Consider the following 20,088-nt stretch of genomic DNA (forward strand, 5'->3'; position numbering starts at 1 on the left):
ATGGTCTATCTTGCGTGAGGCCTATTACGCGAGACACGGGGAAGCGCCATGCCCACCACCGACCTGACCGACCGCACCGACCACACCGCCCGCACGATCGTCACCGTCTCCGAGCGGCTGGTGCTGACGCGGCCGCAGGAGGACGACGTGGAGGTGGTGTTCGCGATTCACGGGGATCCGGAGACCAACCGGTACAACCCGAACGGGCCGCAGCGGGAGATCGTCCAGGCGCAGGAGATGCTGGACGGGTTCGTCGCCGACTGGGTGCGGGACGGGGTGGGGTACTGCGCCGTCGCCACCCGGGAGGACCCGGGGACGGTCATCGGGTTCGCCGGGCTGTACCTGCACACCCTGGACGGGGAGCGGGTGTTCAACCTCTACTACCGGTTCCGGCCGTCCGCCTGGGGTCTGGGGTTCGCAGCGGAGGCGGCCCGGGCGGCGATGGCCGAGGCGCTGCCGCGCTACCCGGGTGTCCCGGTGATCGCCCTGATCCACGCCGACAACCTGCCCTCGCGCCGGCTCGCCGGGCGGCTCGGGCTGGTCGCCGACCCGGACGGCCGGACCGACGAGGAGGACCGGTTGATCCACCGCATGGCCTGAGGCCGGTCTGCCGCACGGCCTGGGAACGGCCCGCGGCACGGCCCGCGGCACGGCCCGCGGCACGGCCCGCGGCACGGCCCGCGGCACGGCCTGAGGTCGGCCCACGGCGCGGTCCCGAGCCGGAGATCCCCCGCCAGGGGGAGGGGGATCGCGCCCCCGGCGGAGGCCCCGGGGTGCGCCCCGGCGGGACCGTGGGGGCATGAGGATCAACGAGCACGTGTTGCGGGCCGGAGCGGCCTGGACGGCGGTGGCGGCGACCGGGCCGTACCTGACGCTGAAGCTGCTCTGGCTGACCGGGCATCCGGTGGGAGCGGACGACCCCGGCGGGATGGACCGGCTGTGGCTGGTGAACCTGCTGACCTTCGGCATGGACGCGATCGCCGTGGCGCTGGCGCTGGCGTTCGTCCGCCCGTGGGGGCGGCGGGCGCCGGCCGGACTCGTGGCGTTCCCGATGTGGGTGGCGACCGGGCTGCTCGGCACCATCCTGGTCGCGCTGCCGCTGTACCTGTTGAGCCTGCTGGTGCTCGGGCCGGAGCGCGCCGACCCGGAGGACAAGGGCATCGGCGACTGGGTCTTCCTCGTCGTGTACGGCGGCTTCGCCGTCCAGGGCCTCGCCCTGCTCACCGCCTTCGCGCTGTACGCCCGCCGGCGCTGGGCCGGGCTGCTGCGGGAGCGGATCGGCGACCTGCCCGACTCCCCCACCCTGAGCGTGCAGCGTTCCCTCGCCTGCGTCGCCGCGCTGCTCGCCGCGGGCGTCACGGCGGGCCGGGTCTACTGGGCGCTCGGGGGAACCGCCGGACTGCCGCAGGACATGGCGGATTCGCGGAACCGGGGCGTGGCGGTGATGAACGGGGTCACCGCGGTGATGGCGGTGGCCGCGGCGACGGCGCTGCTGGTCCTGGTCTTCCGGTTCCGTCCGGGGCGCCGGCTGCTCGGGCCGCTGCTGGTGGTCTGGACGGCGGCCGGCTCACTGTTCGGTTGGGGCGCCTGGCAGGTGGTGGTCTTCGGGGCGACGACGACCCGGGTGACCGAGCTGCGGACGGCCGTGCCCGGGCTGATGCCCCTGGTGGAGGCCGCCCAGGTGGTGGCCGCGGTGCTGGTCCTGGCGGTCGGGGCGATGGCGCTGACCGAACTGGCCGCCCGCCGGCGCACCGCTGCCGTAGAGTCGCGCGGGTGATCACGGGGGTGGGCGACGGGTTGCGGCGTACGGGGCGCGGGGGCGGCCGGTTGCCGCGTACGGCGGGGCCGGGCGGCCGGCTGCGGCATGCGGCGGGAGCCGCGCTGGGGCGGCGGGCCCGGCTGCGCTGGGTGCACCTGGTGCTGGGCGGCGCGCTGCTGATGCCGTACTGGATGCTGTCGGTGGTGCTGTTCGGCGCACTCGACCCGAACCAGTCGCCCGCCCGCCAACTGCTGCTGTACGTCCTGTCGTTGGCCACCTCGCTGCCGATGGCCGCCGTCACCGCGCTGGTGCCGATGGTGCGGGGGCTGGAGGGCGCGGCCGCGCGGGCGCTGTGCTCGGTGCCCCGCCCGGAGGAGCTGGCCGCCGGACCGGCCCGTTCCTGGGCCGCCCGCCGGCGCACCGCGCTCTGGTACGTGCTGCACGTGCTGTTCGGCGGGGTGGTCGCCGGGATGACGCTGGCCGGCACGCCCTTCGCGGTGGTGCTGGTCTGCGGCTTCTCGGGGACGGAGGAGTTCGTCCGGATGTGGCAGCGGCACTTCCCCGACTGGCTGGCCAGCGGCCCCGCCCTCGGCCTCGGCGTGCTGCTGCTGATCGTCGGCACCAACGCCGTCTGCGGCTCGCTGCTCGCCCGTTGGGCGCCCGTCCTGCTCGGCCCGACCCCGGAGGAGCGGGTGGCCGCCGCCGAGCGCCGGGCCACCGTGCTCGCCCAGCGCAACCGGCTGGCCCGCGAGCTGCACGACTCGGTCGGGCACGCGCTCAGCGCCGTCGGCATCCAGGCCTCGGCCGCCGCCCGGGTGTTGCGCAGCAACCCGGACTTCGCCGCCGAGGCGCTCGCGGCGATCGAGGAGACCGCCCGGGCGGCCGTCGCCGAACTCGACACGGTGCTCGGACTGTTGCGCGAGGAGGACCCGCGGGCCGCCGAGCCGGCCGGGCCCACCCTCGCCGGGCTGGACGACCTGCTGCGCCAACTCGGCCGCGCCGGGGTGGCGGTGGACGCCGAGCTGGCGCCCGGGCTGGCGGGCCTGCCCGAGGCGGTCTCCCGCGAGGCGTACCGGATCGTGCAGGAGGGCCTGACCAACGTGCTGCGCCACGCCGGACCCGCCCCGGCCGGGCTGCGGGTCGCACTGGCGGGCGGACGGCTGGAGATCGAACTGACCAACCCGCTCGGCCCCGCCCGACCGAGCCGCCCCGGCGGCGGACGCGGGCTGCGCGGAATCGCGGAGCGGGCGGCGGCACTGCACGGCGGCAGCACGGCGGGGCCGGGCGAGGACGGAACGACGTGGCGGCTGGCCGTCTGGCTGCCGGTGGGAGGGACGACGTGAACGAGGGCATGGACAGCGGCGCGGAGCGGGGTGTCGACGGCATCCGGGTGGTGATCGCGGACGACGAGCGGCTGGTCCGCCTGGGCCTGCGGGTGGTGATCGAGAGCGAACCGGACCTCACCGTGGTCGGCGAGGCCGCCGACGGCGCCGAGGTCGTCCCACTGGTGCGCGAACTGCGCCCGGACGTGGTGCTGATGGACGTCCGGATGCCCGGCATCGACGGCATCCGGGCCACCGAGCAGCTGGTCAACGGGATGGCCCCGCCACCGCGCATCCTGGTGGTCACCACCTTCGAGCACGACGACCACGTGTACGACGCGCTGCGCGCGGGTGCCGCCGGGTTCCTGCTGAAGCGGGCCCGGGCGGAGGAGATGGTGCAGGCCGTACGGCTGGTCGCGCGCGGCGACTCGCTGCTGTTCCCGGCGGCCGTCCGCGACCTCGCGCTGCGCCGCGCCGCGGACCGCCGCCGGGAGGCCGGGGCAGCGGACCGGGGGCCGATCGGGCGGCTGACCGAGCGGGAGGGGCAGGTGCTGCGGCTGATGGCCACCGGGCTCAACAACGGCGAGATCGCGCGGCAGCTGGTGGTGAGTCAGGAGACGGTGAAGACGCACGTCGGCAGCGTGCTGGCCAAGCTGGGCGCGCGGGACCGCACCCAGGCCGTCATCGCGGCGTACGAGTCGGGCTTCGTACTGCCCGGCTGACACACCGAACTGATGGATCATCAGTTCCCGGAGGGGGAGCCCGGGAGCCGGAGCGGATCGAACACGGATTCCATCCGCTCGGCCCCAGCGAGTAGAGTGCAGCCTTCCCCTTTGACGCCCGATACCTCCCGTATCGCCTGAAACGAACTGGTGGCCGCATGACAGTCCGGACCCGGCCCGCGCTGTGGTGGCGCATGGGCATCGTGCTCTCGGCGGGCCTCGGCCTGATCCTCGGAACCGCGCCGCTGGTGTACTTCACCGTGCAGAGCAACGTGATCGTGTTCGGCTACTTCGTCGGCGCGGTGTACTGGATGCTCAAGCGCGACACCGTGGACGCGCCCGCGTCCCGGCTGCGCGGCGCCGCCACGCTCTACATCCTGATCACCGGACTGGTCTCGCACATCCTGCTCGAACACGGCGCCAACCCGCTGCCCGGGCTGGTCAGCGGGCCGGACAGGCTGGCGCACTGGTCGTCGTTCTTCCTGCACTACGTGACACCGGTGATGGTGATCGTCGACTGGCTGGTACTCAGGCCGCGCAACGCCGCGGCCTGGAAGGACATACCGCTCTGGCTGGCCTTCCCGCTCGGCTACGCGGCGATCGTCCTCACCCGCAACGCGCTGTTCGACGACTACCCGCTGCCGTACCCCTACTTCTTCTTCGACCCGACCACCAAGGGCTACGGCTACGTCTGGGGCCAGATCGCCCTGCTGACCGTCGAGTTCGTGGTGCTCGCCGCGCTCGTCGTCGGGCTGGACCGGCTCGGGACGCGGATCGCGGGCAGGCTGCGGCCGGCGCCGCAGGGCACGGACACGGACGCGGGCACGGGCGCGGGCTCGGGCTCGGGCTCGGGTGCGGGTGCGGGCTCGGCCTCGGCCTCGGCCTCGGCCTCGGACTGACGTTGACGCGGCGGCCGGCCGGCCTCAGATCCGCCAGGCGCGGATCCGGTCGGCCGCCGCGTACACGTCCGCCCGGCCCTCCGCTATGTCGCGGGCCAGCTCCACCAACGCCCCGTAGGGCGAGTCGATCCCCTCCCCGGCCGCGTGCATGTACGCGGCCGTCGTCATGCAGGCGTACAGGTTGTTGCGCACCGGAAGCGGGCGCAACAGCACGATGGTGTGCATCAGGGTGGCCGCGCACCAGGCCGGGTCCGCGTGGTGGCCGAGCTGGGCCGTGTTCACCCGGTGCCGGGCGACGGCGGCCTGAAGCGCCGAGTAGTCCCGCACGCTGAGGTCCTCCGGGGAGGCCAGTTCCTGGACGTCGAGGAGCCAGCGCAGGTCGACGTGGAGCAGCGCCGCTCCCCCGCCCCTCACCGCGTCACGCCCGCACCGGCCGTACCAGCGCCCGCCGTACCCGCGCCCGCGCCCGCCGCACCCGTCGTGGCCGCCGCTCGCACCGCCGCCTCACGGCCGCTCACGCCGCAGGCGCGTCCTCGGGGAACGCGGCGTCGAACTCGGCCCGGTGCGCCTTCCAGAACGCCACCGCGTGGTCGACGAAGACCCTCCGCTGTTGCTCCCGCACGCTCAGGTCGTGGATGTACGCCTTCACCGACTTGCCGTCCGCGGCGGCGGCCTCGCGGATCGCGGCGAGCTCGTGCTCCGTGTACTCGATGTTGAGCGCAGGCATGTCGCCGATGGTACTGGAGCCAGGGGCAGTTGGGGCCGCGGACGGCGGATTTTCACCCGCAGTCAAAACCGCGGTTGTCGAGACCGCCAGGGACCATTCCAGCCGGTGCGGATGGGCCCGGAGGAGGAAGCGGGTGCGCCACCCGGGATGACGTCCGGGTGGCGGGGCCGGCCGTAGCGTCGGTGGGGAGCGGTGGCGGAGGGGTTCCGCGGGGGAGACCGGGTTCGGCGGAGGCCGGAGATGACACGCAGGAACATCAGCAGGACGGCGGCCGCGGCGGTGGCGCTCGCGGCGGCCGTGGGGTCGGCGGCGCCGGGGGCGGCCGCGGCCCAGGGGGAGAGCGCGTTCCAGGGAGGGCGCGCGAACCCGCTGGAGGGGGTCTGGCGGACGGAGGGCTACGGTCTGCTGATCGCGGTCTCCGGGACCCGGCTCACCACGTACGACGTGACGGCACACAGCTGCGTGCCCGGCTGGATCACCGGGACGCAGGCCGCGGCACCCGGGCCGGACGGCACCATCCGCTACAGCGTGGACAACCTCGCCCTGACGCTCACGCCCAAGGGCCGCGACCGGGCCGTCGAACACGAGGAGGGCGGGGTCGGCAGCAAGTCGCTCAACCGTGTGGACGCCCTGCCGCCGCTGTGCGCCAAGCCGGCTGCGAACGACCCCCTGGCGGTCTTCGACCGGTTCTGGGAGAACTTCGAGGAGAACTACCCCTTCTTCGCCGCCAAGGGCATCGACTGGCACGCCGTCCGCGACGAGAAGCGGCGCACGATCACCCCGACGACGACCGTCGACCAACTGCAGGACGTCTTCGTGGACATGCTCCGCCCGCTCGGCGACGCCCACACCGGGCTGGCCCGGGTGGTCGACGGGCAGCCCAAGGACGTCTACAGCGGGCAGCGGCCCGGGACGACGGTTCAGACCGACGAGCTGACCGCCCGGGCCCGGCAGGCCTCGGCCGCCCAGCTCACCGGCCAGGAGCAACTCTTCGCCGGCGGCCGGCTCGGCGTGGGCCGGCTCCCCGACGGCATCGGCTACCTCCGGGTGAGCAGCTTCAACGACTACACCGACGGCGACTTCCAGAGCCAGGTCGACGAACTGGACCGGGCGCTGGACGCCCTGCCGGCCGGACCGGCCCGGCCCGCCGGCCTGGTCGTCGACGTACGGCTGAACGGCGGCGGCTCGGACGCGCTCGCCCTGCACATCGCCGCCCGGCTGACCGATCGTCCCTACGTCGCCTACCGGAAGGTGGCGCGCAACGACCCGGCCGACGCGACGAAGTTCACCCGGCCCGAGCCGATCACCGTACGGCCCTCGGCGGGCGGGCACTTCACCGGGCCGGTGGCGGTCCTCACCTCCTCGATCTCCACCAGTGCCGCGGAGACGTTCACCCAGGCCATGATGGGCCGCTCCCCGCACGTGCTCCGGGTCGGCGAGAACACCCAGGGCGTCTTCTCCGACATCCTGATCAAGACGCTCTCGCCGGACTTCCTGGTCGTCCTGCCGAACGAGAAGTACCTCACCCGGGACGGCGGCACCTTCGATGGACCGGGCATCCCGCCGAACGTCCGCACCCCGGTGTTCACCCCCGACGAGCTGGCCGGGCTCAGGGACTCGGCCCTGAGCACGGCCCGCCGGATGCTCACTGCGGACGCCCGGGGCACCCGGGATTCCCAGGGTGCCCCGGACTCCCAGAGTTCCCCGGACTCCCAGGGCCACGAGGACCGACAGCGGTAGTCGCCACTGCGGCCGCACCCGCCACACCCGTTACATCGGCGCCACCGCCCGCAGTTCGCCGTCCAGCTCCAGCCACCGGGTGAGCCCCAGGCCGCGCAGGAACGGCAGGTCGTGGCTGGCCACGATCAGCGCGCCCTGGTACGCGGCCAGTGCCTGGGTGAGCTGGCGGACGCTGGCGAGGTCCAGGTTGTTGGTCGGCTCGTCGAGCAACAGCAGCTGCGGCGGCGGGTCGGCCAGCAGCAGGGCGGCCAGCGTCGCGCGAAAGCGCTCGCCGCCGGAGAGGGTGGCGGCGGGCTGGTCGGCCCGGGCGCCGCGGAACAGGAAGCGGGCGAGCCGGGCGCGGACCGCGTTGTCCCCGGCGGCGGGGGCGAACCGCTTGACGTTCTCCACCACGGAACTCCCGTCGTCCAGCAGGTCGAGCCGCTGCGGGAGGTGCCGCAGCGGCACCGGGGTGATGACTTCCCCTGCCAGCGGGGCGAGTTCGCCCGCGATGGTGCGCAGCAGGGTGGTCTTGCCGGCGCCGTTGCGGCCGACCAGGGCGATCCGCTCGGGCCCGCGCAGGTCGAGGGCGGCGGTGGTGCCGTAGGGCAGCCTGACCTTGTCCAGGGTGAGCACGGTGCGCCCGGCCGGGACGGCGGTGCGGGGCAGGTCGATCCTGATCTCGGCGTCGTCCCGCACCGCCTCCTCGGCCACGCCGAGCCGGGCCTTGGCCTCCTCCAGGCGCTCGGTGTGCATGCCCTGGAGACGGCCGGCCGTCTCCTGGCCCTTGCGCTTGAGCATCCCGGCGAAGATGTGCGGGTCGTTGCGGGTGACCGAGCGCTTCTTCCCGTACGCGGCGCTGCGGTCCAGCCGGACCCGGGCCTCGGCCAAGTCCCGCTTCTGGCGCTGGACGTCGGCCTCGGCGTTGCGCAGCTGCCGCTCGGCCGTCTCCTGCTGGGCCGCGAGGGTGCGTTCGTAGTCCTCGAAGTTTCCTCCGTACCAGGTGACTTCGCCGTCCCTGAGGTCGGCGATCTGGTCGACGTGCCGGAGCAGCTCGCGGTCGTGGCTGACGATCAGCATCACGCCGTTCCAGCCGGCCACCGTCTCGTAGAGCCGCTCGCGGGCGGACCGGTCGAGGTTGTTGGTGGGCTCGTCGAGCAGCAGGACGTCGGGGCGGGCCATCAGCAGGGCGGCCAGCCGCAGCAACACCGCCTCGCCGCCGGAGAGTTCGCCGGTGGTGCGGTCGAGGCCGAGGCGGTGCAGGCCGAGCCGGTCGAGGGTGGCGCGGGCGCGCTCCTCGACGTCCCAGTCGTCACCGATCGCGTCGAAGTGGCGCTGGTCGGTGTCACCGGACTCGATGGCGTGCAGGGCCTCGCGGGTGGCGCGGATGCCGAGCGCCTCGTCCACCCTCAGGGTGGTGTCGAGCGTCAGCCCCTGGGGCAGATAGCCGAGTTCGCCGCCCACCCGGACGGTGCCGCCGGTGGGGGTGAGGTCGCCGGCGATCAGCCGCAGCAGGGTGGACTTGCCCGCGCCGTTGAGCCCGATCAGGCCCGTACGGCCGGGGCCGACGGCGAGGTGGAAGCCGTCCAGGACGGGCTTGCCGTCGGGCCACTCGAACGAGAGCTCGGTGCAGAGGACGGCGGTGGTGGTGGGTTGGTATGCCATACAGGCCTCCCGGGGTGGTTGCCGAAGGGGTGGTGAGCAACACGGGAGACACCGCGGGTGCGGAACCGGGGACGGCCGGAGGAGACGAAGGGGTGGCGTCACGCAGGGGAGCGCCACGGGCCGTGACTGAGGTCGCACACTCGCGCACCGCGCAACGGCAGCAGGGCCTGCGCGGCGGGGGCGGTGTCCCGGAACCTCAGTAGAGCAACGGCCTTCTCCTTGTCTGGCTGATGACCCGGACCACGCTAGGCAACCGGTACGAGGCGTGCAACCGATTTATCCGGCGGTGGCCCCGGCCTTGTCCGGCGGCGCCGGCTTTGTTCGGCAGCGGCGCCGCGACGGAGGCCCCACGAAGGCCCCACGGAGGCCCGGTGCCGATCCCGTGCCGATCCGGTGACGGCCGTGTCCCGGTCCGGGGCGGATGCCGGGAGGCCCCCGACCGCATGGCAGACTCCTCACCTGCCATGCCTGCGGCCGAGTGGGGCCGCGCCCGGGGAACGGGCCGCATGGCGGTAGTCAACAGGGGGATTTGAACGCATGTCACCGATATCCCGGCCGAGCCGTGCCGTCCTGGGCGCCTCCGTCGCCGCGCTGACCATGGTGGTCGCCACCGCCTGCGGGCCGGACAACGTCGACCCGCCCGCGACCGCGGCTCCCACCGCCGGGGCCAGCGCCGCCGGCACCCCGGGGGCGGCTCCGATCAAGCTTCCGACGCTCGAGGAGCTCAAGACCTGGAAGCTGGAGGACTGGGACAAGTGGGCCCAGGCCAACGTGATCACCCCGGCGGTCAAGGGTTACTGGACGCTGCAGAAGCTGCTGGAGGCCAAGCCGAAGCCGCTGCCGCAGCCCGCGCCGGACGCGACCCAGCCGCCCGCGCAGCCCACCGGCGCCGCCCCGGCCACCGGCGCGCCCACCGCGGCCGCGCCCACCGCGCAGCCCACCGCGGCCCAGCCCGGCGGCGCAGACCAGCTGCCCGCCGTCGTCCCGGCCAAGCCCGTGGCGCACCCGTTCCCGAAGAACATGCACGTCAACGGCAAGATCTTCTTCAAGGACGGCAACGAGGACTACGTCTGCTCCGGCACCGTCGTCTCCGACCCGGCCAACCCGGGCAAGAGCAACCTGGTGTGGACCGCCAGCCACTGCCTGCACGGCGGCAAGGGCAACAAGTACTACACCGACATCACCTTCGCCCCGGCCTTCAACAGCAACGGCGTGCTGAGCAACGGCAACAAGCAGGCCAAGCTGGAGGACGCCGAGCCGTACGGCGAGTGGACCGCCACCTCCGGCATGGTCTCGCCGCAGTGGGCCGCCGAGGCCGACCCGGAGAAGGGCGGCCCCTGGAGCCAGTACGACTTCGGGATCATCAAGGTCGCCAACCCCAACCCGGGCGGCAAGTCGCTGGAGGAGACCGTCGGTGGCTCCGTCCCGCTCTGGTTCAACGCCCCGCGTGACCAGGTCGGTGCGGTCAGCAACTACGGCTTCCCGGAGGGCAAGCCCTTCGACGGCGTGGAGCTGGAGCACTGCGACGGTGGCAAGCCGTCCAAGAAGACCGGCGACCCGAGCCGCCCGGCGATGCTGCTGATCGGCTGCAACATGACCGGCGGCAGCAGCGGCGGCGGCTGGTACGCGACCAAGGACGGCAAGCCCGCCCTGGTCAGCGACACTTCCATCGGCAACGGCGCGAACACCTACGAGGCCGGTCCTTACCTGGAGGACGTGGCCCAGCACATGTTCGAGTACTTCTCGAAGAAGGCCAAGTGATCAGCACCAGGTGATCAGCGCCGAGTGATCGGCACGGAGTGATCAGCACCAGGTGATCGGCGCGGAGCGATCGGCACGGAGTGATCGGCATCGAGTGCTCCGGGCCGATCGCTCGGGCCCGAGCGATCCGGGGGCGGGGGCCGCGGCGGGACAGCCGCGGCCCCCGCTTTTTCTGCCGCGCGCCCCACTCCTCCTACAATCGGCCCCATCATGAGCGCGACACTCGTAGTCAAGGACCTCAGCGCCGGCCACGGCGAACGCACCCTCTTCTCCGGCCTGGACCTGGTCATCGCCCCCGGCGACGTGATCGGCCTGGTCGGCGTGAACGGCGCCGGCAAGTCGACCCTGCTGCGCCTGCTGGCCGGCCTGGACACCCCCGAGGGCGGCTCGCTGCGGCTGAGTCCGGCGAGCGCCAACGTCGGCCACCTGCCGCAGGAGCCGGAGCGCCGCGAAGGCGAGTCGGTGCGCGACTTCCTGGCCCGCCGCACCGGCGTGGCGGCCGCGCAGGCCGCACTGGACGAGGCCACCGAGGGCCTGGTCGAGGGCCGGGCGGGCGCCGACGACGCGTACGCCGCCGGTCTGGAGCGCTGGCTGGACCTCGGCGGCGCCGACCTGGAGGAGCGCGCCGAGGAGGTCGCCGACTCGCTCGGACTGAAGGTCTCGCTGGACCTGCCGATGACCGCCCTGTCCGGTGGCCAGGCCGCCCGGGCCGGCCTCGCCTCGCTGCTGCTCTCCCGCTACGACGTCTTCCTGCTCGACGAGCCCACCAACGACCTCGACCTGGACGGCCTGGAGCGGCTGGAGTCCTTCGTCAAGGGCCTGCGCGCGGGCACCGTGCTGATCAGCCACGACCGCGAGTTCCTGGCCCGCACCGTGACCAAGGTGCTGGAGCTGGACCTGCACCAGCAGCAGATCAACCTGTACGGCGGCGGTTACGAGGCGTACCTGGAGGAGCGCGCGGTGGCCCGCCGGCACGCCCGCGAGGAGTACGACGAGTACGCCGACACCAAGGCCGGGCTGGAGGCCCGGGCGCGGATGCAGCGCGGCTGGATGGAGAACGGCGTGCGCAACGCCCGCCGCAAGTCCTCCGACAACGACAAGATCGGCCGCGCGATGCGCACCGAGTCCACCGAGAAGCAGGCCGCCAAGGCCCGGCAGACCCAGCGGATGATCGAGCGGCTGGACGTGGTCGAGGAGCCGCGCAAGGAGTGGGAGCTGCGGATGGAGATCGCCACCGCGCCGCGCTCCGGCTCGGTGGTCGCCACCCTGCGCGGGGCGAGCGCCAGGCGCGGCGACTTCGCCTTCGGTCCGGTGGACCTGCAGATCGACTGGGCCGACCGGGTCGCCATCACCGGCGCCAACGGCGCGGGCAAGTCCACGCTGCTGGCCGCCCTGCTGGGCCGGCTCGAACTCGACGCCGGCAGCGCCTCGCTGGGCTCCGGTGTGGTGGTCGGCGAGGTGGACCAGGCGCGCGGACTGTTCCTCGGCGGGGAGCCGCTGCTGGAGGCCTTCGCGGCCGCCGTACCCGAGCTCTCGCCGGAGGACGTGCGCACCCTGCTGGCCAAGTTCGGCCTCAAGGCGGTGCACGTGCTGCGCCCGGCCGACACCCTCTCCCCCGGCGAGCGCACCCGGGCCGCGCTGGCGCTGCTGCAGGCCCGCGGGGTGAACCTGCTGGTGCTGGACGAGCCCACCAACCACCTGGACCTGCCCGCGATCGAGCAGTTGGAGTCCGCGCTCGGCTCGTACACCGGCACCCTGCTGCTGGTCACCCACGACCGGCGGATGCTGGACACGGTGTCGGTGAACCGGCGGATCGAGGTCCGGGACGGGCGGGTGCACGAGCACTGAGCCGGCATGGCCGATCCGGAGACCGGCGCCGGTCTCCGGGTCGGTGTCGGCCTCCGAGTCGACGCCGGCCTCGAACCGGTGCCGGCCTCCGAGTCGGTGCCGGTCTCGAACCGGTGCCGACCTCCGAGTCGGTGCTTGACCGATGATTGGTCTCTACCTCCCGGTCTGTACCTCTTCCCGGAGGGGCCGTCATGTGCTGTGCTGTCCGCCATGGTTGACAGCACAGACAGCGCCGTGGCGGGAACGTCCCACCCGACCGTCCCGCTCACCCCCATGACGGTGCCCGCCCACGAGGCCGAGGCCCGCAGCAGGTCCTTCCACGAGGTGATGGCCCAGCGCCGGACCGTCCGCGACTACTCCACCCGCCCGATCCCGGACGGGGTGGTCGAGTGGGCGGTCCGGACCGCGAGCACCGCGCCCAGCGGCGCACACGTCCAGCCCTGGCGGTTCGTCGTGATCACCGACCCGGAGCGCAAGCGCCGGCTGCGCGAGGCCGCCGAGGCCGAGGAGCGCGAGTTCTACCGGCATCGGGCGTCGGAGGAGTGGCTGGCCGCGCTCGCCCCGATCGGCACCGACTGGCGCAAGCCGTTCCTGGAGGACGCGCCGGCCGTGATCGTGGTGTTCGAGGTGCACAAGGGCCCCGACTCGCCGCGCCCGTACTACACCAAGGAGTCGGTGGGGATCGCGGTCGGTCTGCTGCTGGCCACGCTGCACCAGGCCGGACTGGCCACGCTGACCCACACCCCGAGCCCGATGAAGTTCCTCAACGAGGTGTGCGACCGCCCGGCGGAGGAGCGCGCGGCGTACGTGATCCCGGTCGGCTACCCGGCCGAGGGGGCGCGCGTGCCGGACCTGCGGCGCAAGGAGCTCAACGAGGTGATGGTCCGGCTCTGACGCGCCGGGGTGCGACCGGGCGCGACCGGGCCCGTCAGAGCCGGCTCATGGCCGGACGCGCCCGCCACCGGAGGTAATCCGGGTGCTGACAGGTCCTGGCCAAGGCGATAATCGCCGTCATGAGCCAAGCACAGTCACGGTCCTGTGGCCTCGCTCCACCGGCCGTGGAGGTGACCGCCGGGCGGCCGCCGGAACAGCTGCGGCTGCCCGGCGGCCTCTGGCTGCGGCGCCGCCGCAGCACCCACGCGGCGGCGCTGAACCGGGCCGTCCGCGCCAACCTGGAGCACCTGCGGCCCTGGATGGAGTGGGCGGCCGAGGCCCCCTCCCGGGCGCAGACCGCCGAGCTGACCAGGGCCGGCGCGGCCGCCTGGGAGGCCGGCACCGACTTCATGTACCTGGCCGGCCTGGACGCCGAACCCGGCGGTGTGATCGGCGCCCTCGGCCTGCACGGGCGGATCGGCCCGGGCGGGCTGGAGATCGGCTACTGGGTCGCCGCCCGGCACGTCGGCCGCGGCATCGCCACCGCCGCGGCCGGGGCGCTGACCGAGGCCGCGCTGGCACTGCCCGGGATCACCCGGGTGGAGATCCGCTGCGACCAGGCGAACGGCGCCAGCGCGGCCGTCCCGCGCAAGCTCGGCTACCGGCTGGACCGGATCGCCGAGGCCGCCGTCCGGGCTCCGGGCGAGACCGGACGGCAGCTGGTGTGGGTGATGGAGCGCTGACCGGCTGCCGCCCGGACGTCGGCGGCACCGGCGGCGCCGTCGGTAGCGGCCCGTCAGTGGCGCCCGGGCGTCGGCGGCACCGTCAGCAGCGCCCGGACGTCGGCGGCACCGTCACGGCAGCACCGTCAGTAACGTCCGCCGGTCGCGGCCGGCAGCGCGTCCAGTTCGGCCAGGTCCGCCGCCGAGAGCTCGACCGCGGCCGCGCCCACGTTGTCCTCCAGGTAGCGCGGCGTCCTGGTGCCCGGGATCGGGAAGACGTACCGGCCCTGCGCCAGCACCCAGGCCAGCGCGACCTGCGCGGGGGTGGCGCCGATCCGCCCGGCGACCGCCCGGACCCTCCCGACCAGCTCCAGGTTGGCCTTCAGCGCGTCCTGCTGGAAGCGCGGCAGCCGGCGCCGGAAGTCGCCCTCGGGCAGCTCGTCGAAGGACGTGATGCCGCCGGTCAGGAAGCCGCGGCCGAGCGGGGAGAACGGCAGGAAGGCGATGCCCTGCGACTCGGTGTACGGCAGCACGTCGGCCAGCACGTCCCGGGTCCACAGCGACAGCTCGGACTGCACCGAGGCCACCGGGTGCACGGACTGCGCCCGCTTGATCTCCTCGACCGTCGCCTCGGAGAGCCCGATGCTGCGCGCCTTGCCCGCCGCGACGACCTCGGCGAACGCGCCCCAGGTCTCCTCGATCGGGACGTCCGGGTCGACCCGGTGCAGCTGGTAGAGGTCGACGTGGTCGGTGCCCAGCCGGCGCAGGCTCTCGTCGATCGAGCGGCGCACGTGCTCGGGGCGGCCGTTGCGCTCGTGCTGGCCCGAGCCGCCCGGCACGATGCCCACCTTGGTGGCCAGGAAGGCGCGCTCCCGGTACGGGCCGGCCAGCGCGGCGCCGACCACCTCCTCGTTGGTGTACGGGCCGTACATGTCGGCGGTGTCGATCAGGCCGACGCCGAGGTCCAGCGCCTGCCGGATCACCCGGACCGAGTTCTCGTCGTCCCGGCTCTGCATGTCGTAGGCCCAGGTCATGCCCATGCAGCCGAGACCGATGACGCCGATCTCGGGGCCGCTGGTACCGAACGAGGCGTTGCGCATGACGGTGCTCCCATCGTGGGTTCCGCGGTGTCCGTGGTGGTCGCCGCGGGTGTAAGCGTGGTGGTGCGTGCGTGGTGCGTGCGGTGGTGCGTGCGGTGATGCGTGCGTGGTGCGTGCGGTGGTGCGTGATCAACGCCCTCAGCATTCACCTTGGAGTGCACTCAAGGTCAAGCCCGTTCGGAGCCGGTCGAGTTCGGGTCCGTTCCGATCCACTCCCGGAAGCCGCCTGCCAGGACCAGCTCCGCGAGCCGTCCGTATCCGCCCGCTCCCGGGTGCGCGCCGTCCCCGGCCTCCGCCTCGGCCGTCCAGACCGGATCGGCCGCCAGGGCCTCGGTGACGTCGACGAAGGGGACCTCGGACGCGGCGCAGATCCCGGCCATCGCCGGAACGAGCCGCCGCAGTCGTTCCAGGTGGTCCGCTCCCCCGCAGACCACCGGCGGCGGACCGACCACCAGGGCGCCGAGGCCGAGTTCGCGGGCGTCGTCGAGCAGCGCCGTGAGGTTCCGGAGGGTCCGGTCGGGCGCCACCCGCGGCCCCCCGTCCTCGACCACCGCGTCGTTGGCGCCGAAGGAGAGCACCAGCCGGTTGTCCGCGCCGGGGACGGTCCGCGCCTCGACCTCGGCCCACCAGCGGCGCCGCACCTGCGCCGAAGTATCGCGCCGGACACCGAGGTTGAAGGCGGTGGCGCCCTGGGCGGCGGCCTGCAGCACCCGGCCGACCCAGCCGCGGAACTCCGGGTCGCCGAGCCCCTGGACGAAGGAGTCGCCGAGGAAGCAGATCCGGGGGGCATCGAAGCTGGTTCGTATGGTCATCGACCCACCGTAGGGGTGTGTGCGGGGCGCTCGCTTCCGGTTTCACCACCGGGCACAAAGCCCCGGCCGTCAACCCTCGTTCTTCGCTCCCACACCTTCCATCCGGCCACCACCGGTGGCCACCCGCCAAACCGGCGCACGAGAGCCCGCTCACGAACCCCCCGCACCACCGGGCGCCACCGGTCCGGACTCGGCAGGGTCGGCCGCGACGGTCGACGCTCTGACCACGGCCGTCTTAACCGCTCCTAAAACCTGCCCTCGGTGAAGCGTCCGGGCCCGGGAAGTGCTTGACGTGCACAGCTGGTCTAGTCCAGTTTGATGCTCAGCACCGCGCTCCCCCACGCACCGGACCACCCCAGGCCGCCGCCCGCCCCGCGTCTCCCCCCTCGCGGCGCGGGCGGCCACCACGTCCCGAGAGGCACCCCCATGCCCAGCGCGCCCCAGCACGCCCCCACGCACCGCCGCCCCGCCCGCCGGACCACCCTGCTGAGCCTCGCCGCCGCCACCGCGCTCGCCGCCGGAGGCCTGGCCGCCCTCGCCGGGAACGCCGGCGCCGCCGACGGGAACCTGCTCGCCAACGGCGGCCTGGAGAGCGGCGCGCTCGGCCCCTGGAGCTGCTCCGCCGGCACCGGCAGCGTGGTCGGCTCCGGTGCGCACAGCGGGACGTACGCCCTCAAAGGGGCGGTGAGCGCCGGCGACACCGCGCAGTGCGGCCAGACCGTCAGCGTCCAGCCCGACACCAAGTACACCCTCAGCGCCTGGGTGCGGGGCCAGTACGTCTACCTCGGCGCCACCGGCAGCGGCATCACCGACCCGGCCACCTGGACCGCGGGCGGCGCCGACTGGCAGCAGCTGTCCACCAGTTTCACCACCGGACCGGCCACCACCAGTGTCACCGTCTACCTGCACGGCTGGTACGGGCAGGGCGGCTACCTCGCCGACGACGTCGCCCTGACCGGCCCCGGCGGCGGCAACCCGTCCACCCCGCCGCCGAGTTCGACCCCGCCGAGCCCGACCGGCACCCCGACCGGCACGCCCACCGGCGGCCCGACCACCCCGGCGCCGAACGTCGCGCTCCCAGTCGCCCCCTACATCGACATGGGCGCCTGGCCGACCCCCTCGATGCCCGCCATGGCCAAGGCCGGCAACCTCAAGGGCTACACGATGGGCTTCGTCACCGGCGTCGGCTGCAAGGCCAGCTGGTTCAACGCCTACGACCCGCGCACCGCCTGGGCCAAGGACCAGGTGGACGCGCTGCGCGCGGCCGGCGGCGACGTCAAGGTCTCCTTCGGCGGCGCGGCCGGTACCGAACTCGCCGCCGCCTGCACCACGGTGGACTCGCTGTTCGCCGAGTACGACGCCGTGGTGAGCGCCTACGGCCTGCGCTACGTCGACTTCGACATCGAGGGCGCGGCCATCGCCGACACCGCCGCCAACGAGCGCCGCTCCGCCGCGCTCGCCAAGCTGCAGCAGGCCCACCCGGGCCTCAGGGTCTCCTTCACCCTGCCCGTCCTGCCCGAGGGCCTGACCGCCGAGGGCGTCGCCATCGTCAAGTCCGCCCGGGACGCCGGGGTGGCCGTCGACCTGGTCAACATCATGGCGATGGACTACTACCGCAGCGGGACCGACTACGGCAACGCCGCCGTACAGGCCGCGCAGTCGCTGTTCGGCCAGCTCAAGGCGCTCTACCCGGCGAAGACCGACGCCCAGCTGTGGGCGATGGTCGGCGTCACCCCGATGATCGGCGAGAACGACGACCACCAGATCTACAACCAGGCCGACGCCCAGCAGTTGGTGGCCTTCGCCCGGCAGAACCACATCGGGATGCTCTCCTTCTGGGACGCCACCCGGGACGCCAACGCCTGCACCGGGGGCTCGCTGTCCACGTGCACCAACATCCCGCAGCAGCCGTACGAGTTCGCGAAGATCCTCGGCCAGTACGCGGGCTGAGCCCACGGGGCGCCGCCGGCCGCACATCACCACCCCACATCACCACCTGAGGTCACCACCTGAGGTCACCCACCGGCGGAAATTGGCATCTCATCGTCCCGGACCGTCCGTTACAGTCCCTCCCACCTGTACGGCACGAGGGGGCGGACATGACGGTCCGGGACGACCACGACCAACTGATCACCATCCATCCGGCGGGCGACGCCGCCTGCGCCGGCGACGTCACCGCCGAGGAACTCGCCGCCTTCAGCCGCACCCTCGGCCGGCTGCGGGCGCTCCCCGCCCACGACCGCACCCGACTGCACGCCGAGCGGCAGCTCGGCTCCTTCGTGATGGAAAGCCGCAAGCGCCGCCGCCAGGAGGCCCGGCAGGCACTGCGGCAGGCCGACGCCGACCTGCTCGCCACCACCGCGACCGGCAGCCGGACCCGCCGCGAGGACGCGCCGCTGACGCCCGCGAACGGGCCGGTCGGCGAGCTGCTGGTGCCGCGCAAGTGCTACGTCTGCAAGCAGCCGTACCGCCAGGTCGACGGCTTCTACCACATGCTCTGCCCCGACTGCGCGGCCGACAACACCGCCCGCCGGGCCCTGGGCACCGACCTGCGCGGGCGCCGGGCGCTGCTCACCGGCGGCCGGGTGAAGATCGGCTTCCAGCTCGCCCTGATGATGCTGCGGGACGGTGCCGAGCTGGTCGTCACCAGCCGCTTCCCGCAGGACACCGTCCGCCGCTTCCGCGCCGCCGAGGGCAGCGGGCAGTGGTGGGACCGGCTCAGCGTCGTCGGCATCGACCTCCGCGACCCGCGCCAGGTCATCGGCCTGACCGAGCGGCTGCGCACCGAGGGGCGTCCGCTCGACATCCTGGTCAACAACGCCGCGCAGACCCTGCGCCGGCCGCCGGAGTCGTACGCGCTGCTGGCCGCGGGCGAGCAGGACGCCCTGCCCGCCGCCGACCGCCGGGCGATCGACCACGCGCCCGGCTTCCGGCCGGTCACCGGTCTCACCCAACTGTCCTCGGGCGCCGGGTCGTTGCTGGACCTCGCCGACGAGGCCGGACTGCTGCCCGACCTCGCGCCCGCCAACTCCTGGTCCGCCACGCTCGGTTCGCTCGACCCGGCGGAGATGCTGGAGACCCAGCTGGTCAACGCGCTGGCCCCGGCCCTGCTCTGCGACCGGCTGCTGCCCCTGCTGCTGGCCTCGCCGCACCCCGCCCGCTACATCGTCAACGTCACGGCGGTGGAGGGCCGGTTCGCCGTCCGCAACAAGACCGCCCGGCACCCGCACACCAACATGGCGAAGGCCGCGCTCAACATGCTCACCCGCACCAGCGCCGCCGAACTCGCCACCAGGGGCGTGCACATGTGCGCCGTCGACACCGGCTGGATCACCGACGAGAACCCCGCCCCGAAGAAGGCGCACCTCGCCGCCCAGGGGTTCCGCACCCCGCTGGACATCGTGGACGGCGCGGCCCGGGTCTACGACCCGATCGTCCGCGGCGAGGCCGGGGACCCGGTGTCGGGGGTGTTCCTCAAGGACTACCGGGTGGCGCAGTGGTGACGCGCCCGCGGCGACGGGCGGCCGGGACGGCTCAGGTGTCGTAGCAGCCGCACCAGGGGGCGTCGAAGCCGAGGCCGTCCGGGTACAGCTCGAAGTGGACCCGCTCGTCCTCCCCGGCGTCCTCGTCCACGTCGTCCTCCTCGTAGTCCTCGCGGACCAGGCCGAACAGCTCGCCGTCGACGTGCACGGCGAACGGGGCGATCGCGATGTCCCCGTACTCCCGGCCCGGCAGGGCGTCGAGCCACTCCGCCAGCAGCCGCTCGGCCTCCGGCTCCGCGCCGGTGGCGCGTATCTGCGAGTCGAGGTGCCGACCGGCGGCGTCGAAGCGGTGCAGGACGGCGTAGTACCGGCCGACGCCGAGGCGGAGGGCCGAGGCGAGGAACTGGCCGCCCTGCCAGCGGCCGATGGTGTCCGTGCGGTAGCCGGGCTCGTGCCTGATCGGGATGACCTCGGGAACGTTCACGGACGAACCCTACGGGTGACCTGTGACAACGGCCCGGCGCGGGAGCGTGCCCGGCGGCCGGCGGGGACCGGCCCGCTACGGCCGGCGGGGAGCGGCCCGCTAGCCCCGTCCTTCGCACATAACGAGTTCGGATGATGTGGTGATGCGACCGGTACCTCGGTGGGGTGCCGGTCGTTGAGCCTGGCGTGCCGAT

The 20,088-nt window shown here is 73.6% G+C and carries 18 protein-coding genes; 12 read left to right on the forward strand and 6 right to left on the reverse strand.

All coding sequences use genetic code 11. The features are described from left to right. The first annotated feature begins 48 nt into the window (after positions 1-48). The 5 genes from ACIQ87_RS32325 (at position 49) to ACIQ87_RS32345 (ending at position 4,702) form a co-directional block, all read left to right on the forward strand. Positions 49-600, forward strand: a complete 552-nt coding sequence (locus ACIQ87_RS32325; protein WP_402413734.1) for a GNAT family N-acetyltransferase — start codon at positions 49-51, stop codon at positions 598-600. 199 nt (positions 601-799) lie between these two features. Continuing rightward, positions 800-1,777, forward strand: coding sequence for a hypothetical protein (locus ACIQ87_RS32330; RefSeq protein ID WP_402413736.1), 978 nt, complete (start codon positions 800-802; stop codon positions 1,775-1,777). After that, positions 1,774-3,102, forward strand: coding sequence for a sensor histidine kinase (locus tag ACIQ87_RS32335; protein ID WP_402413739.1), 1,329 nt, complete (start codon positions 1,774-1,776; stop codon positions 3,100-3,102). Before ACIQ87_RS32330 ends, ACIQ87_RS32335 begins: the two co-directional genes overlap by 4 nt. Positions 3,103-3,110: 8 nt before the next feature. Beyond that, complete coding sequence (locus ACIQ87_RS32340) at positions 3,111-3,803, forward strand: response regulator (RefSeq protein ID WP_402413784.1); 693 nt, start codon at positions 3,111-3,113, stop codon at positions 3,801-3,803. Positions 3,804-3,961: 158 nt separating this feature from the next. Beyond that, positions 3,962-4,702 carry a Pr6Pr family membrane protein gene (locus tag ACIQ87_RS32345; RefSeq protein ID WP_402413741.1) on the forward strand — a complete coding sequence of 247 codons (741 nt, stop codon included), beginning with the start codon at positions 3,962-3,964 and terminating at the stop codon, positions 4,700-4,702. A 24-nt stretch (positions 4,703-4,726) separates the two neighbouring features. Here the strand turns inward: ACIQ87_RS32345 and ACIQ87_RS32350 are convergent, their stop codons facing one another. Further along, a complete protein-coding gene (locus ACIQ87_RS32350; protein WP_402413744.1) occupies positions 4,727-5,116 on the reverse strand; it encodes a toxin Doc in 390 nt (129 codons plus the stop codon). Between the two features lie 100 nt (positions 5,117-5,216). Further along, positions 5,217-5,429: a hypothetical protein gene (locus tag ACIQ87_RS32355; protein ID WP_402413747.1), complete on the reverse strand. Its 213-nt coding sequence runs from the start codon at positions 5,427-5,429 to the stop codon at positions 5,217-5,219. A 240-nt stretch (positions 5,430-5,669) separates the two neighbouring features. Between ACIQ87_RS32355 and ACIQ87_RS32360 the strand changes: the two genes are divergently transcribed. Beyond that, positions 5,670-7,169: a S41 family peptidase gene (locus ACIQ87_RS32360; RefSeq protein WP_402413750.1), complete on the forward strand. Its 1,500-nt coding sequence runs from the start codon at positions 5,670-5,672 to the stop codon at positions 7,167-7,169. A 30-nt stretch (positions 7,170-7,199) separates the two neighbouring features. Here ACIQ87_RS32360 and ACIQ87_RS32365 read toward each other — a convergent pair whose 3' ends face one another. Beyond that, on the reverse strand, positions 7,200-8,813 hold the full coding sequence (locus ACIQ87_RS32365) for an ABC-F family ATP-binding cassette domain-containing protein (RefSeq protein WP_402413753.1): 1,614 nt from the start codon (positions 8,811-8,813) through the stop codon (positions 7,200-7,202). 537 nt (positions 8,814-9,350) lie between these two features. Between ACIQ87_RS32365 and ACIQ87_RS32370 the strand changes: the two genes are divergently transcribed. From ACIQ87_RS32370 to ACIQ87_RS32385, 4 genes are all read left to right on the forward strand, one after another. Continuing rightward, positions 9,351-10,574 (forward strand): trypsin-like serine peptidase, encoded by a 1,224-nt coding sequence (locus ACIQ87_RS32370; RefSeq protein WP_402413755.1) that lies wholly within the window; start codon positions 9,351-9,353, stop codon positions 10,572-10,574. A 210-nt stretch (positions 10,575-10,784) separates the two neighbouring features. Continuing rightward, a complete protein-coding gene (locus ACIQ87_RS32375; RefSeq protein ID WP_402413758.1) occupies positions 10,785-12,422 on the forward strand; it encodes an ABC-F family ATP-binding cassette domain-containing protein in 1,638 nt (545 codons plus the stop codon). Between the two features lie 210 nt (positions 12,423-12,632). Continuing rightward, positions 12,633-13,316 carry a nitroreductase family protein gene (locus ACIQ87_RS32380; RefSeq protein ID WP_402413760.1) on the forward strand — a complete coding sequence of 228 codons (684 nt, stop codon included), beginning with the start codon at positions 12,633-12,635 and terminating at the stop codon, positions 13,314-13,316. Between the two features lie 119 nt (positions 13,317-13,435). After that, positions 13,436-14,038: a GNAT family N-acetyltransferase gene (locus ACIQ87_RS32385; RefSeq protein WP_402413763.1), complete on the forward strand. Its 603-nt coding sequence runs from the start codon at positions 13,436-13,438 to the stop codon at positions 14,036-14,038. 125 nt (positions 14,039-14,163) lie between these two features. Here the strand turns inward: ACIQ87_RS32385 and ACIQ87_RS32390 are convergent, their stop codons facing one another. Both ACIQ87_RS32390 and ACIQ87_RS32395 read right to left on the reverse strand, forming a co-directional pair. After that, positions 14,164-15,117, reverse strand: coding sequence for an aldo/keto reductase (locus ACIQ87_RS32390; RefSeq protein WP_402413766.1), 954 nt, complete (start codon positions 15,115-15,117; stop codon positions 14,164-14,166). 167 nt (positions 15,118-15,284) lie between these two features. After that, the gene (locus ACIQ87_RS32395) at positions 15,285-15,929 is read right to left on the reverse strand and encodes a GDSL-type esterase/lipase family protein (RefSeq protein ID WP_402413769.1); all 645 of its coding nucleotides are present in this window, start codon (positions 15,927-15,929) and stop codon (positions 15,285-15,287) included. 426 nt (positions 15,930-16,355) lie between these two features. On the opposite strand from ACIQ87_RS32395, the gene ACIQ87_RS32400 reads away from it, so the two are divergent. Next, a complete protein-coding gene (locus tag ACIQ87_RS32400; protein ID WP_402413771.1) occupies positions 16,356-17,879 on the forward strand; it encodes a carbohydrate binding domain-containing protein in 1,524 nt (507 codons plus the stop codon). Positions 17,880-18,028: 149 nt separating this feature from the next. Next, positions 18,029-19,432 (forward strand): SDR family oxidoreductase, encoded by a 1,404-nt coding sequence (locus ACIQ87_RS32405; protein WP_402413773.1) that lies wholly within the window; start codon positions 18,029-18,031, stop codon positions 19,430-19,432. A gap of 31 nt (positions 19,433-19,463) precedes the next feature. Here the strand turns inward: ACIQ87_RS32405 and ACIQ87_RS32410 are convergent, their stop codons facing one another. Next, positions 19,464-19,895, reverse strand: a complete 432-nt coding sequence (locus ACIQ87_RS32410; protein ID WP_402413776.1) for a hypothetical protein — start codon at positions 19,893-19,895, stop codon at positions 19,464-19,466. Between the last annotated feature and the right edge of the window lie 193 nt (positions 19,896-20,088).

Origin of the sequence: Kitasatospora sp. NPDC096204 (assembly GCF_044763205.1) — a bacterium.
Taxonomy (GTDB): domain Bacteria; phylum Actinomycetota; class Actinomycetes; order Streptomycetales; family Streptomycetaceae; genus Kitasatospora.

Bases quoted from the DNA above. Each gene is read 5' to 3' on its own strand.
- ACIQ87_RS32375 (WP_402413758.1), top strand. From the start codon at position 10,785: ATGAGCGCGACACTCGTAGTCAAGGACCTCAGCGCCGGCCACGGCGAA.
- ACIQ87_RS32325 (WP_402413734.1), top strand. From the start codon at position 49: ATGCCCACCACCGACCTGACCGACCGCACCGACCACACCGCCCGCACG.
- ACIQ87_RS32355 (WP_402413747.1), bottom strand. From the start codon at position 5,429: ATGCCTGCGCTCAACATCGAGTACACGGAGCACGAGCTCGCCGCGATC.
- ACIQ87_RS32370 (WP_402413755.1), top strand. From the start codon at position 9,351: ATGTCACCGATATCCCGGCCGAGCCGTGCCGTCCTGGGCGCCTCCGTC.
- ACIQ87_RS32390 (WP_402413766.1), bottom strand. From the start codon at position 15,117: ATGCGCAACGCCTCGTTCGGTACCAGCGGCCCCGAGATCGGCGTCATC.
- ACIQ87_RS32400 (WP_402413771.1), top strand. From the start codon at position 16,356: ATGCCCAGCGCGCCCCAGCACGCCCCCACGCACCGCCGCCCCGCCCGC.
- ACIQ87_RS32365 (WP_402413753.1), bottom strand. From the start codon at position 8,813: ATGGCATACCAACCCACCACCACCGCCGTCCTCTGCACCGAGCTCTCG.
- ACIQ87_RS32380 (WP_402413760.1), top strand. From the start codon at position 12,633: ATGGTTGACAGCACAGACAGCGCCGTGGCGGGAACGTCCCACCCGACC.
- ACIQ87_RS32345 (WP_402413741.1), top strand. From the start codon at position 3,962: ATGACAGTCCGGACCCGGCCCGCGCTGTGGTGGCGCATGGGCATCGTG.
- ACIQ87_RS32360 (WP_402413750.1), top strand. From the start codon at position 5,670: ATGACACGCAGGAACATCAGCAGGACGGCGGCCGCGGCGGTGGCGCTC.
- ACIQ87_RS32340 (WP_402413784.1), top strand. From the start codon at position 3,111: ATGGACAGCGGCGCGGAGCGGGGTGTCGACGGCATCCGGGTGGTGATC.
- ACIQ87_RS32405 (WP_402413773.1), top strand. From the start codon at position 18,029: ATGACGGTCCGGGACGACCACGACCAACTGATCACCATCCATCCGGCG.
- ACIQ87_RS32330 (WP_402413736.1), top strand. From the start codon at position 800: ATGAGGATCAACGAGCACGTGTTGCGGGCCGGAGCGGCCTGGACGGCG.
- ACIQ87_RS32385 (WP_402413763.1), top strand. From the start codon at position 13,436: ATGAGCCAAGCACAGTCACGGTCCTGTGGCCTCGCTCCACCGGCCGTG.
- ACIQ87_RS32395 (WP_402413769.1), bottom strand. From the start codon at position 15,929: ATGACCATACGAACCAGCTTCGATGCCCCCCGGATCTGCTTCCTCGGC.